The sequence below is a fragment of the Siphonobacter sp. SORGH_AS_0500 genome, from assembly GCF_002838835.1.
Classification (GTDB): domain Bacteria; phylum Bacteroidota; class Bacteroidia; order Cytophagales; family Spirosomataceae; genus Siphonobacter.
The window spans coordinates 1-13,262 of sequence record NZ_NHPP01000005.1 but is presented as its reverse complement, the minus strand read 5'-3'; the positions used below and the strand labels follow the sequence as shown (position 1 = coordinate 13,262).

General features: G+C 45.7%; 12 protein-coding genes. 3 read left to right on the top strand and 9 right to left on the bottom strand.

Translation table 11 applies throughout. The features are described from left to right. Position 1 precedes the first annotated feature (1 nt). The 8 genes from glgX to BWI96_RS22225 form a co-directional block, all read right to left on the bottom strand. Positions 2-2,128, bottom strand: coding sequence for a glycogen debranching protein GlgX (gene glgX / locus BWI96_RS06970; protein ID WP_106635960.1), 2,127 nt, complete (start codon positions 2,126-2,128; stop codon positions 2-4). Positions 2,129-2,312: 184 nt separating this feature from the next. After that, positions 2,313-4,172 (bottom strand): malto-oligosyltrehalose trehalohydrolase, encoded by a 1,860-nt coding sequence (gene treZ / locus BWI96_RS06965; protein ID WP_106635959.1) that lies wholly within the window; start codon positions 4,170-4,172, stop codon positions 2,313-2,315. 54 nt (positions 4,173-4,226) lie between these two features. Beyond that, the gene (locus BWI96_RS22815) at positions 4,227-4,862 is read right to left on the bottom strand and encodes an alpha-amylase family glycosyl hydrolase (protein WP_255400651.1); all 636 of its coding nucleotides are present in this window, start codon (positions 4,860-4,862) and stop codon (positions 4,227-4,229) included. Further along, positions 4,799-5,857, bottom strand: a complete 1,059-nt coding sequence (locus BWI96_RS22810; protein ID WP_255400649.1) for an alpha-amylase family glycosyl hydrolase — start codon at positions 5,855-5,857, stop codon at positions 4,799-4,801. Before BWI96_RS22810 ends, BWI96_RS22815 begins: the two co-directional genes overlap by 64 nt. 38 nt (positions 5,858-5,895) lie before the next feature. Then, entirely contained in the window at positions 5,896-6,594 is a 699-nt protein-coding gene (locus BWI96_RS06955) for a YetF domain-containing protein (RefSeq protein ID WP_106635958.1), read from the bottom strand. 9 nt (positions 6,595-6,603) lie between these two features. Next, the gene (locus BWI96_RS06950; protein WP_106635957.1) at positions 6,604-7,296 is read right to left on the bottom strand and encodes a DUF421 domain-containing protein; all 693 of its coding nucleotides are present in this window, start codon (positions 7,294-7,296) and stop codon (positions 6,604-6,606) included. A 255-nt stretch (positions 7,297-7,551) separates the two neighbouring features. Next, a complete protein-coding gene (locus BWI96_RS22230) occupies positions 7,552-8,883 on the bottom strand; it encodes a hypothetical protein (RefSeq protein WP_232793614.1) in 1,332 nt (443 codons plus the stop codon). Positions 8,884-8,897: 14 nt separating this feature from the next. Then, positions 8,898-9,674 carry a family 10 glycosylhydrolase gene (locus BWI96_RS22225; protein ID WP_232793613.1) on the bottom strand — a complete coding sequence of 259 codons (777 nt, stop codon included), beginning with the start codon at positions 9,672-9,674 and terminating at the stop codon, positions 8,898-8,900. A gap of 184 nt (positions 9,675-9,858) precedes the next feature. Here BWI96_RS22225 and BWI96_RS06940 point away from each other — a divergent pair, with 184 nt between their 5' ends. Further along, positions 9,859-11,634: a glycoside hydrolase family 15 protein gene (locus BWI96_RS06940; protein WP_106635956.1), complete on the top strand. Its 1,776-nt coding sequence runs from the start codon at positions 9,859-9,861 to the stop codon at positions 11,632-11,634. A 94-nt stretch (positions 11,635-11,728) separates the two neighbouring features. On the opposite strand, the gene BWI96_RS06935 is transcribed toward BWI96_RS06940, so the two are convergent. Then, positions 11,729-12,028 (bottom strand): hypothetical protein, encoded by a 300-nt coding sequence (locus BWI96_RS06935; protein ID WP_106635955.1) that lies wholly within the window; start codon positions 12,026-12,028, stop codon positions 11,729-11,731. A gap of 162 nt (positions 12,029-12,190) precedes the next feature. Here BWI96_RS06935 and BWI96_RS06930 point away from each other — a divergent pair, with 162 nt between their 5' ends. Together BWI96_RS06930 and BWI96_RS21495 are read left to right on the top strand one after the other, a co-directional pair. Then, complete coding sequence (locus BWI96_RS06930) at positions 12,191-12,670, top strand: DinB family protein (RefSeq protein ID WP_106635954.1); 480 nt, start codon at positions 12,191-12,193, stop codon at positions 12,668-12,670. Positions 12,671-13,194: 524 nt separating this feature from the next. Beyond that, positions 13,195-13,262 (top strand): GTP-binding protein (locus BWI96_RS21495; protein WP_157830270.1); only part of this gene is annotated, 68 nt, incomplete at its 3' end.

The window sequence follows — 13,262 nt, the reverse complement described above, 5'->3', positions numbered from 1 at the left end:
GTTAATGAGTCGAAAGCGGGCTTTTCAGTACAACGACTGATCGGCCTTCTACGGTTATCTTTTCTCCGTTATCGTATTTTTCTCCATTCTCATCGACGTAGTTGTTGTAGCTATCCACCACTTTCACCCAGTTACCGCCCCATTTTTTCGAAGGAATCTGGTATTCAATGGGTTCATAGTGAGCGTTGAAAAGCACGTAAAAACTGTCGTCAAGAATCCGTTCACCTTTTTCACTGACCGACTTAATAGCGTGACCACTCAAATAAACGCCCAGTGATTTAGCGTAACCGTTTTGCCAGTCTTCATCACTCATTTCGTTGCCGTCGGGCAGGAACCAAGCAATATCCTCGCGATCTGTTCCCTGAACGGGCTGACCTTTAAACCAGCCTCTACGGCAGAATACGGGGTGATCCTGGCTAAACTTGATGATTTTCTTGGTGTATTCCAGCAGGTCCACATCCTGGTTATCCCAGTGGAGCCAGGAAATTTCGTTGTCCTGGCAGTAGGCGTTGTTGTTACCTCCCTGCGTACGGCCAAACTCATCCCCAGCCACCAACATCGCTACCCCTTGCGATAGGAAAAGCGTGGTCAGGAAATTACGTTTTTGCTGTTGACGTAACTTATTGATTTCTTCGTCATCCGTTGGGCCTTCGACGCCACAGTTCCAGGAGCGGTTATGGCTTTCTCCATCATTATTATCCTCACCATTGGCTTCGTTATGTTTGTCATTGTAACAAACCAGATCGTTGAGGGTAAAGCCGTCGTGAGCGGTAATGAAATTAACACTAGCGGTTGGGCTGCGGTAATCTTCACGGTATAAATCAGGGCTACCCAGGAAGCGGCTGGCAAATTCGCCGAGCTTACTGTCTGCACCTCTCCAGTAATCACGCACGCAATCCCGGTACATACCATTCCATTCGGCCCAGCCGGGAGGGAACTTACCCACCTGATAACCGCCTTCACCTACATCCCAGGGTTCTGCGATGAGTTTTGACTGCGAGATGATAGGATCTTGATAGATGACGTCAAAGAAAGAATTCAGTTTATCAACGTCGTGTAAACCACGAGCCAGCGTTGAGGCTAAATCAAAGCGGAACCCATCTACGTGCATCTCCTGAACCCAGTAACGAAGGCTGTCCATGATTAAACGCAGGACGTTAGGTTGCATCACGTTGAGCGTATTACCCGTGCCCGTGTAATCATTGTAGTAACGACCTTCGTGCAAACGGTAATAAGCAGCATTGTCGATACCTTTGAACGAGAGCGTTGGACCTTTTTCGTTACCTTCTGCCGTATGGTTATATACGACGTCAAGAATTACTTCAATGCCAGCCTTGTGAAGTTCTTTCACCATCGTTTTGAACTCGGTAACCTGCTCGCCGCGTACCCCTGAACTGGAGTATTCTGCGTCAGGAGAGAAGAACCCGATGGAGTTGTAACCCCAGTAATTCTTCAGCCCTTTTTCGATCAGATGGCTGTCGTTAATGAACGAGTGAATGGGCATTAACTCTACCGCGGTGACACCCAGTTCTTTCAGGTATTTGATGGTAACAGGATGTCCCAGGGCTGCGTAAGTACCCCGGATTTCTTCGGGAATTTCGGGATGTAACTGCGTAAAGCCTTTTACGTGCGTTTCGTAAACAATCGTGTGGTTGTAAGGAATCTTGGGGAACGTATCGCCTTCCCAGTCGAAATTCGTGTCAATAACCACTGATTTAGGCACGTAAGGAGCACTGTCACTCTCACTGAAAGTCAGGTCTTCTTCGCCCATTTGGTACGAGAAAAGTGACTCGTTCCATTCGACGGTACCCGCTAAAGCCTTCGTATAGGGATCGATTAATAATTTGTTACGATTGAATCGGTGACCGTTTTCAGGTTCATAGGGACCGTCTACCCGATAGCCGTACAATTGGCCGGGTTGTAGTCCTGGAATGTAAACGTGCCAGATGTGATAGGCTCGTTCCAGTAAAGGAATGGTAGTAGTTTCAGACTGACCAGAAATTTCATCAAACAGACATAAATCAATTGCTGTGGCATTTTCTGCAAAAATGGCAAAGTTTACACCTTCACCATCATATGTTGCCCCTAGCGGAAAAGGAGAGCCAGGGTAAGTAGTAGTGGACTTCATTCGTTGGGTTTCGTATAGTTTAAGTTGACTATAAGATTGGCCTTGTTTGGTTGATTATGTTGTAACAGGCATTTCCTAAGTACACTTTATTAGTTAAAAAACTAGTGGCAATAACCGCGTCAATCATAATTGTAGAAAATTGAGGAAAAATGGGTATGACCTCAGCGAACTTACCAAAAAGTTTCTAGTTTGTTTCCAGGGATTCACCCATGTATACTGCCACGCTCCAGGGTAATAATTGTATTGACGTATTAGCATATACGTTTTCTGGGAAAGTCTTTTCATGCGTGGATTCACTAAAACGAGTTTCGTAGGAGTGAACAAGCAAATCCCATTGCTCGCATCGGTGCGGAACCTTTGCCTCTACTTGCTGATCGGACAGATTAAAAAAGGCACTCAGGTAATGCGTACCTGACGAATTTTGACGAATTAACACAAAGCCAGATTCATCAATGGTTTGTACCTGAGTAGAACTCCGGCTGAAGTTTTGAAGAATGGGTTGGGTTTTACGAAGCTGAATAAGAGCCTGATACCACTCAAGCATTTGCTGATGTTTCCCTTCTTTTCGTTGATCCCAGTCCAATACCGAATCCTGAAAGGTTTTTTCATCCTGAGGATCGGGCGGTGCTTCCTCTTTCCCTTCATTGAATGATTTGAAGTCTTCTTTACGACCCTTCTGTACCATTTCAATTAATTCCGGTTTGGAATGACTGATGAAGTATAGAAAAGGCGTTTGAGCGGCATATTCCTCGCCCATGAACAACATCGGAACGCTGGGGCTTAGCATCATGGCGGCAGCGGCTACTTTGAGTCGATCTGCACTTAGTAACATCGACAATCGTTCGCCGAGGAGTCGGTTTCCCGCCTGATCGTGGTTATCAATAAACGCGATAAACTGGTGCCCGGGTAAACTAACGGAGGAGGCTCCAAATCTTCGTTTGCGGACCTTATTGAATTCTCCACTGTGCACAAAACCATCGGTATAGGCTTTGGCTAGCTGGTCCATCCGGCCAAAATCAGGGTAACGTTTCAGTCCTTCTTTTTCATCAATGATGGAATAGAGGGAATGATGAAAATCGTCAAACCACTGAGCCGTGAAGCCCCAGCCACCCGTATCTACCGATTTTAATACTTTCGGGTCATTCAAATCACTTTCGGCAATGAGTACAACCAATCGACCCAGGCGTAGCTCCAGTTCATGAACTTTCTCGTGAAGCAATTGCCAGAAGTTAACCGCACTTTGATCAAAAATAGTGTGAATGGCGTCAAATCGCAGGCCATCTACGTGGAATTCTTCAATCCAGTATAGGGCATTCAAAATAAAAAATTCTTTGACGGCATCACTCCAGGCACCGTCCAGATTCATGGCTCCTCCCCAGGGCGTACAGTATTTGTCGGTGTGGTAAGGGCCAAATTCTTCCAGGTAATTTCCTTCGGGACCCACGTGATTATACACCACATCGAGGTAGACGGCAATGCCTTCCGCGTGGCAGGCATCCACCAGTTTTTTGAAACCCTCCGGCCCGCCGTACGTATTTTGAACGGCATACAGAAACACGCCGTCATACCCCCAATTACGACCGCCAGGGAATTGGGCGATGGGCATAATCTCGATGGCATTAACGCCAAAGGCTTTTAATTCTTTCAGTCGTGGGATAATGGCTTCGAAGGTGCCTTCCGGCGTAAAGGTACCAACGTGTAATTCATACAGAATCACCTCCGGAAACGGCACCCCTTTCCAGGTTTGATCCTGCCATTGGTAGGTCCGATGGTTAATGACTTCGGAAGGACCATGAACGCCTTCGGGCTGAAATTGAGAAGCAGGATCGGGGTAATGATGCTTATTTTCAGGCCGGAAAAAGTAACGAGTACCGGGTTCAATTTCCGAAAGAGTGAGCTCAAAATAACCTGATCGGGATTTAGTCATGGGTAGAATTTCTTCTTTCGGATGCACTAACTCCAGCATCATCTGCTCTTTCTCGGGAGCCCAGACCGTAAAGGTACACGAGCTATTGCCTTGATAATGAGAGCCTACTTTTTTCATAGGAAACAGTTGAAGAATTGATTATGGTAAGGTAAAGGAATAAAAAGTAAGGCGTTAATGTAAACGAATAATAATTCCCTGATCGCCGCTGAGAGCAAAGTAGCTGTCTACCTCCTGTCCTTCTTCTTCGGGAAGGGTGGAGAGGACGATGGTTCCCTTAAACGCATCGTGTTCGGGTTTGAAATAAGCGGGGCGGTGCGTCAGGTTTAGTACGATCAGAAAAGCCGGAGCATTTTCATGCGTTCGCTTATAGGCCAGAATCTGTTGATCTGAATAAACCGGAATGTAATCACCAGCGGTAAAAGAAAGTTCTTTCTGTCGCAGGTCAATCAGTCTTTTATAGAGGGTTAACATGGAGAAAGGGTTGTCTTTCTCTGATTCCACGTTTAGACGTCGATAGGTACTGGAAAGCCGAAGCCAGGGTTTTTCGGAACTAAATCCAGCGTAGGTGGAGGCATTCCACTGCATCGGCGTTCGGGCAGGATCCCGGCTGAGGTTTTTATCGGGCATGTTCAGCCCTTGTGGGTCCTGTACTTCTGAAAACGGAATCGGAACATCCTGCATGCCAATTTCGTCTCCGTAATAAATGGTCGGTGTACCCCGTAACGTCAGCAGTAACAACGCCGCTACCCGAGCCTGTTGCAAGCCAACGCGGCTGGTAATGCGGGGTTGATCGTGGTTACCCAGCACCCAGTTTGGCCAGCCGTATTCGGGTAAGGCTCCTTCGTACTGACTGATGCTGCCGCCAGTTGAGTAGCATTCCAGGGAAGGTTAAGGAGCTGGAAGTTAAAGGGTAAATGGGCTCCCGAGCCGTTTTCCCCGTAATAAGTCACCAGTTTATGAACGGGCAGATAGATTTCACCGATCATCATTCGCTCCTCGTAAGCGTCCAGTACTTCCCGCATCTGGCGAACGATGTCGTGTACTTCGGGCTGGTCGGTAGAGTACACCGCTAATAACTGATCGACCGTAGCCTGATGCGGCTGATAGTCAGGGTTAATCGGATTATTACGGAAATGAGCGTCCTTCACCATGTGCCACATCACATCTACCCGAAAGCCGTCAATGCCTTTTTTCAGCCAGTAATGCATGACATTCATCATGGCTTCCCGCACCTCGGGGTTTCGCCAGTTCAGATCAGGCTGTTCTTTTAAAAACGCGTGGTAGTAATACTGCTGAGTGGTTTCGTCCCATTCCCAGGCGGTGCCCCCGAACATAGCAAGCCAGTTATTCGGTTCCGAACCATCGGGTAATGCATCTTTCCAGATGTACCAGTCGCGTTTGGGGTTATCCCGGGAAGATTTCGATTCCAGAAACCAGGGGTGCTGATCAGAAGTATGATTAGGGACAAGGTCAAGAATCAGTTTCATACCCCGCCGATGCACTTCTTCCAGTAATTGGTCAAAATCGTCCATTGATCCAAAAATGGGGTGAATTTCTTGGTAATCAGATATGTCGTAGCCATAGTCGGCCATCGGTGAAGGATAAATAGGGGAAAGCCATACGGCCTGGATACCCAGCCATTTTAAATAATCCAGCCGATTAATGACACCTTGTAAATCACCAATTCCGTCGGCATTGCTATCCTGAAAAGAGCGGGGATAGATTTGGTAAATTATACCCGATTGCCACCATAGTTGCTGACTTTTCACTTGAGATTGGGAGGCCATTCCGTACGGAGTCATTTCATTCAAAGGTTGTTTTGAGCCTTATCGTAAAAAAACTATTCTTCCGTCTCGATGGGTGGTAACCAGTTCTGATCTCCACACTGGGGACATTTATCTTCCGTAGTAGATTTCTCGGGCATGTGGTTCCCGCAGTTTTTACACACCATAATGTCCTCTGATTTTTTCTGCTCATCTACTAACTTTTTGTCCCAGTTAGGGATTACGGAAAGCCCAGGAATGGGAGGCTCTTCCTTAATCAGCGTAAACTTGCCGTTTGCTTCCAGATAGAGTCGTCGAACCTGACCCAGATGTAAAAGCCCTTCCGAGCGAAGTTGGGCAAAGAGGCGTTCGCGGGTAATGCGACTTCTTCTCATCTGCTCCAGATTCAGGATGCCATTCTGTACCAGAATATCGATTTCATCCTGCGTAATGGCTTCAAAGCGTTCATTACGCGAAGCAATTCGGGCAATTAGCCGTTGCCCCAATACGATGATAATGGCGATGGCCACCGCCGGTAACAAGCCCCGGTCCGGGGATAACACCGGCATACCGATAGCCGCAGCCAGGGAGGTCAGGGCTGCCATTTCGTTACGGTTCATCTGAGAAGCCATTCGCCGACCCATGAAACGCATGGATACCATGAGCAGCAGGTACGTGAAAGCCATGCGGAGCAGGATTTCGAAAAAATAATCCACGGGCAGCTCGCCCATCAGAATCCGCATCCAGTCGGTAATGTGTATATCTTCGGGTTTCATGGCGAAAGTCTATAAAACGGCATCTGCCCAATCGCTGGATTGGCAGGTGGGGCAAGGGTTGGATTTCTCTGATTTAGGCACACTCTGTCCACAAAAACTACAGGCAACGGTATCATCCAGTACGTTCTGAATGTTGTGTATTTCTTCGTCGGCTACATTGGGAGGTAAGGTAGACAGACCGGGTAGGGCTTCTTTTCGCTCATAAATGCTGAATAAACCCGAAGCTTCGAGGTACACCCGTTTCGCTTGTCCCAGATTGTACACACTTTTTCGGCGGAGTTCCGTAAAAAGCTGTTGCCGGGAAACGCGGTTGCCCGCCAGGCTATCCACCTGAATAACCCCGTCAATCACCAGAACGCTCACCGTGCCCTGCATGATTTTTTCGATCTTCTTGTTATTAAACCCCCAGAGAGTCGTCAGCCGTTGATACACCAGAGCACAGATCATAGCAAATATTCCCAGGGCAATTCCCCGATCTGGAGCCTGCATGGAGGGAGAGATGATGGCCCCTGTAGTTAGCATTACGGCCATTTCCGTGATGGAAAGTTGCCCATTCATGCGTTTCCCGAGAAAACGCATGATGATCAATAAGAAGAGGTAAATGAATAAAGTACGGAACAGTACTTCAATGAAGAATTCTGGTGGGGCCATTCCCCAGAGAATTCGTTCCCAGTCGCTTAGATGAATCTCATCCTTTTTCATAGATAGTGCGGGCCGCCCGTGTGGGAGCAGAGCGGATGCTAAAAAAAAGGATGCCTATTTTATTGAGGCAGGTTGATGTACTATTATTTAATATGTTAACTTACTGATTACTAGTTAATTAAAGAAAACAATTTTCTATTACCTATTTTTATGATAACCTCCGTCGCTATTGGGGTATAATAAGGTAAGTACTGCTTGTACTATTCAGCCTTCAACCTTTGTGTAAAAAGTCCCCCGAACAATCGAGGGATTTTTTTATTTCGTGAGGATAATACCCGTAAATGCCTCTAGTTCAGGTAACACAAATTGAACGGTATCATTTGTATACGTAAAAGGAATGGCCTTACTTTTTCCAAGTTGCTGGATTCTGGAAGGTTTGAAAGATGACTTTAGGCGGAACGTCAGATTTCGCACGGGTAAAGGTTCGAAGTAGGTATTTCCGCTGAAACCCGTCAGGTTAACCAGGTGTAAAATCAGCCCGTCCGTCGTTTTTTTGTTGAGAGCCGCAGGGGTGTTTTCCGTAAATTCCTGAAGTATCACTTCAACCCGATCTGGAGCATTGGTTTGGATGGCCTTACTCAAATGAGGATCTAAATGATCAATAAGATCGAGTAAAATGTTTTTATGCTCCTGATAACCGTGCAGGTAATAGAGTCTTCCCAGGTTAACAGGTAACAGAGCATTGACGGTTTTTCCGTAAGAATGTAACCCTAAAGCGTAATAACCCGTGGAATCGTGGCCGCCAATGATTTCGGGTGGACCGGGGCGACCTTTAGCGAGTATGGGTAATTGTTTTTGCGTCTGTTCCGTCCAATCGTATTTTCCCAGATTGAACTTCCACATGATCATTTTCTGACCCGCCAGCCGCCTAAATATGGGCTGATGAACGGGAGTGAGGTAGTAACCGCTTCCTTCGGCTTCCATCTGAGTCGTTTTCGCTCCAAATAATTCCCGTAGTGCTTCCGGGTGATCGGATAAACTCCGGTTCGTAGCCACTAAATGAGTGCCGTTGCGACTGAGTTCTTTTAGCACTTCCACGGAGGCGGCGGGCAAAAAGGTAATATCTGGCAAAAGGATCAAGGCATATTTCTTCAAATCTTCCGCTCGCTTCTGAAGCTGAGCATCCTCGATGATGTCATAAGACAAATGGGCTTCTTTCAGCATGAGCTGAATGCCCCGATACTCCTGCATGGGTAAGCCGCTGGGCCAGGAGCCCGGTGCAATCAGAGCAATTTTGGCGGTGGTTTTATACCTTCCAAAGTACTTTTCATGGGCTTTATGAAACCCGTAGACTTCCCGTATTACTTTATAGTTTCGCTCGTCTTCATAATCCTGCATATCGCCCATCATACTTAAATCCAGTCCTGACCCATTGGCGATGTTTTCATACAATCGAATCCTTACCTCGTTGGGCTCCACCGCATTATACCGCGATTGAAACGAAATCTGCTGGATACTGGCATTACTGATGGTGTGATGGGGAAAGGTATGAATAGCGTTATTCACATTATCAGAAGCGGAGTAAGGCCAATAAGGCAGGCTATTCGTCTGTGATTCATGACGGATGATGTCTACATACTCGTCCATATACGTGCAAAGAGCTACGTTTTCATTTTGGATTTGATCAGCTCATGCAGGCGTTTGGTCCAGTCTTCAACGGTGTATTGCTTAAAGGCTAAATACTTCTGAAAAACCGGATCGGTCTTGTCCTCTTTCGTGGGCAGTGCTAGCCCTTTACTGTACTCCGCAAAACGTTTCTGGTCGTGCTCATTCTGATCAATGCCATGATATACCCCTTCGTAAGGATTATTCACCTGGTAACCCGGCATATTCAGGAAAATCCCGTCGATGGGAAACGTATCCAGTACTTCCGCAATAATATCAAACGCCTTTTGCTGGACGTAAGGAGCATTGATCGAAACTACTACCATGTCCGTATTGTACACCCGCTCGCCTTTGGGAGAAAGGTAACACCAGTCTGGGTGAGCCTTGAAAATGCTTTCGTGAATACGACTAAAATCAAACCGAACCATAACCTTAATACCGGCAAGGTGACATTGGTCAATGATGTCTTTCATTACCGTTTCTGAACGCAGGTACGGGTTACGGTAATGAAAATCCAGTTGCGTGGGATAGAAAGCCATGATGCCGCCGATGTTAATAATCAACGTATTGGCGAAGCAGCGTTTCAGGTCAGCAACGACAGAATCGGCGTTCAAAGTGGCCGCCTCGGTGGCGGGTAAATTGAACTGAATGGTGCGAAGATTATTGATTTTCCACCAGGGGTAATCGGCAGGCCAGCTCTTCGGCGATTGAGCCATTAAGGCACTGGCCGTAAGTAGTATGGCCAGTACGGAGGTAATAAATCGACACATCATAAATCAGATTTAGAGAGAAGTTACGAAGGTAAAGGAAGGACTGCATTTCAGGGAATTTTCCTGAGAAAAGGAAATTAGAATTCAATGAGAATACCCAAAAACGGGGGGAGCTCGCATGATCCTTTTAAAGGAATAAACACTCAATAATTAACCCACCCGGTTAACGACCCATTTATTCATCCCTATGACGCAAGCTACTATTGATCAATATGGCGTGATTGGTAATATGAATACCGCCGCTCTGGTCTCCCACTACGGATCTATCGACTTTTTGTGTTTGCCCCGCTTTGATTCACCCTCGGTTTTTACGGCCATGCTGGATGCCGAAAAAGGGGGAAATTTCTCGATCATCCCAACCCTGAATGACCTATCTTATAAACAGATTTACTTAACGGATACGGCGATTTTAGTAACCCGATTTTTTTCGGATTATGGCATTGCGGAAGTAGCCGATTTCATGCCCGTCCACGAGGAAGGTTCCCGGATGACTCTGATTCGGAAAGTAACCGCCGTGCGGGGCAATGTAGAATTCAAACTTACCTGTCGGCCCCGCTTTAACTATTCCCAGAGCGAGCATCGTACTGAGTTCGTTGAAAAAGGAGTGAAGTTTACGGCAGAAAATGATCAGATTCTTCACCTCTACAGTGACATTGAGATGAAGCTTGAAGAAAATGATGTAATTACCCTTTTTACACTCAAAGAAGGTGAAACGCAGTGTTTTATCCTTTGCGATGGAAACGATGAAATTACGGATGGGGTAACCGACTTCTGTAAGAGCCATTACGATGATACCCACCATTTCTGGAAAGAATGGACGCAGAAATGTACATACAAAGGTCGCTGGCGGGAAATGGTCATTCGGTCAGCCATTACATTGAAGCTTCTTTCTTCGCATCAGTACGGCTCGGTTGTGGCTGCCCCTACGTTTGCCCTGCCCGAAACGCTGGGCGGTGAGCGAAATTGGGATTACCGCTACTGCTGGATTCGGGATTCTGCCTTTACCATGTTTGCTTTTCTTCGGCTGGGGTTCATCGACGAAGCCCGCACGTTTATGCATTGGGTGGAAACCCATTGCCTTGACGAACCGTTGCAACTGATGTATAAGGTGGATGGAACACGGCCCGATGATGAAGTGGAGCTCAAGCATTTCAAAGGATACAAGGATTCAAAACCTGTATTGATTGGAAATGGAGCTGTAGATCAGAAGCAAATGGATATTTATGGAGAGTTAATCGACACGATTTATCTTTTCAATAAATATGGTGGACACTTAACCTACGAATTCTGGCAAAAACTGTCGGTTGAAGTCGAATACGTATGTGACCATTGGCAAACGCCCGATCATGGCATGTGGGAAATTCGTGGCAAGGAGCGGGAGTTTCTGCACTCTTTTATGATGTGTTGGGTAGCCTTAGACCGGGCTATTAAAATTGGCGAAGAACGTTCGTTTCCCTACCCGCGTGAAAAGTGGTATCACACCCGTAATGAAATCTACGATTACGTGTATAATGAATTCTGGTCGGAAGAAAAGCAGTCATTCGTGCAGTATAAAGGCGGCCACGAACTAGATGCTTCCGTTTTATTAATGCCAGCGGTTCAGTTTATTACTTCGAATGAGCCGCGTTGGCAGAAAACGCTTCAGGCCATTGAGCGAGAGTTAAAACTGGACGTTCTGATTTACCGCTATAACAATGCAGAATCGAACATTGACGGTCTGGACGGAGAAGAAGGAACCTTTACGATGTGTTCGTTCTGGTTTGTCGAATGTCTGGCTAAAGGAGGGCAGGTAGAACGGGCGAGTAACTTCTTCGAGAAGATTCTCGGTTATTCCAACAGCTTGGGTCTGTTCTCGGAGCAGATCAGTAAACGAGGCGAGCAGCTAGGCAATTATCCGCAGGCACTCACGCATCTGGCTCTGATTACCGCCGCCATCGAACTGGATCGCGTTATGACAGAATAGCCAATCTTCAAATCATACCTAAGGGCTGAGCTACTTCAAGTTAGTAGCTCACGCCTAGTTTTGTCTCATTGATGAGTAGGGTAGGAGGGTTAACCTATTCTGCTTTTTTGAATTCCTCCAGAGCTTTCCGTAATTCATGATTATCCCGTGAAAGCGATTCAACCTGTGATTTAAGAAAAGCAATCTGGTGGAGAAGGGCATCAACCGTACGATCAGTTTCCTGCCAGGGTGCAGCCGTATCCAATGTATCCGCCTGATGCGAATAAGCCCGGCAGGTAGACGAACAGAATTTGGCAGTTGACCGAGAAGCAAAGAACGGCGTTCCACACCATTGACAGGTCTTCTCGAATACTTTAGCGTTATGTTTAAAACCTTCTCTTGATAAACGTGGCATAGTACGATCAGTTGAGGTGAAAATCTGGTGTAAATATAAATAGTTTTTGTAACGTTATTGTTACGTTATAATAATTATTTACAAATTTATGGCAATAACGTTCATCTTATTGGTATATCTATTTATGATATATATTATTTCTAACCTTTATCTACCATTTCTATGAATTATAACCCTGAATATATCCTTAACAATCTCATAGATAATCTGGAAGGAAGTAATGCTCATGTTACTTTTGAAGATGCAGTTGCGAATTTAAATCCGGTCTATCGTACAAAAATCTACGGTGAATTGCCTTATAGTATCTGGCAATTGGTAGAACATATTCGCATTGCCCAGTGGGATATTGTAGAATTCAGTACCTCTTCGGCTCATCAGTCGCCCCAATGGCCGGAGGGGTACTGGCCTAATCCTACATCAGAAATCAGCGAACAGCAGTGGCAAACCTCGCTTCAGCAAATCAAGGATGACCGGAGTCGATTTATCGATCTCTTGAGAACCAATCGCAATCATCTGTTTACCGCCTTTCCTTACGGTGACGGCCAGCATCTGTTCAAAGAGGCCCTATTAATCATTGATCATACCTCTTATCACACGGGAGAAATTCTGCTTCTCAGAAGGCTGTTCAACGATTGGGCTTAGCTATTCCTACTATTTACGATAGCAGGAGCACTGTTGTTTTACTTAACATAATTAAAGTTTTATGATAGAATGAAGACTACTGAATTTAGTATAAATAACTATCAAGTTATGCTTATAGACATGAAGATGAAAGTGGACAAGAGTATGATCTTAAAGCCCATTTTTTCAGAAGTTTTATAACTTAGTGATTAAATGGTTAGTAGAGTTGAACCTTTAATAGATCATTAAAGTCCAAGTTGGCCCTCTTGATTAGTAAGGATACCTTGATTGTGTACCACGGCTGCCTCAAGGGGATTTCCTGTTTCTACATCCCCTTACACGCACCCTTGGAGCCTGACTAATAGGCTTACAACCCGATAGTTAACCCCAATAATTCACCAATCAATCTTTAACCATAGGTACTCTTTACTTAAAAGTACGGCTATAAGGGTGTTACTTTTCGTCATATTTGCAACATTGTTGCATTTAATCTTATATTTGCAACAACGTTGCATTAATAAGTCGAGCGAAAAATTGCTGATCCGATGAGAAAACTTCCTGTTACCGTTTTAAGTGGCTTTTTAGGAGCCGGAAAAACCAGTTTGCTGAATTA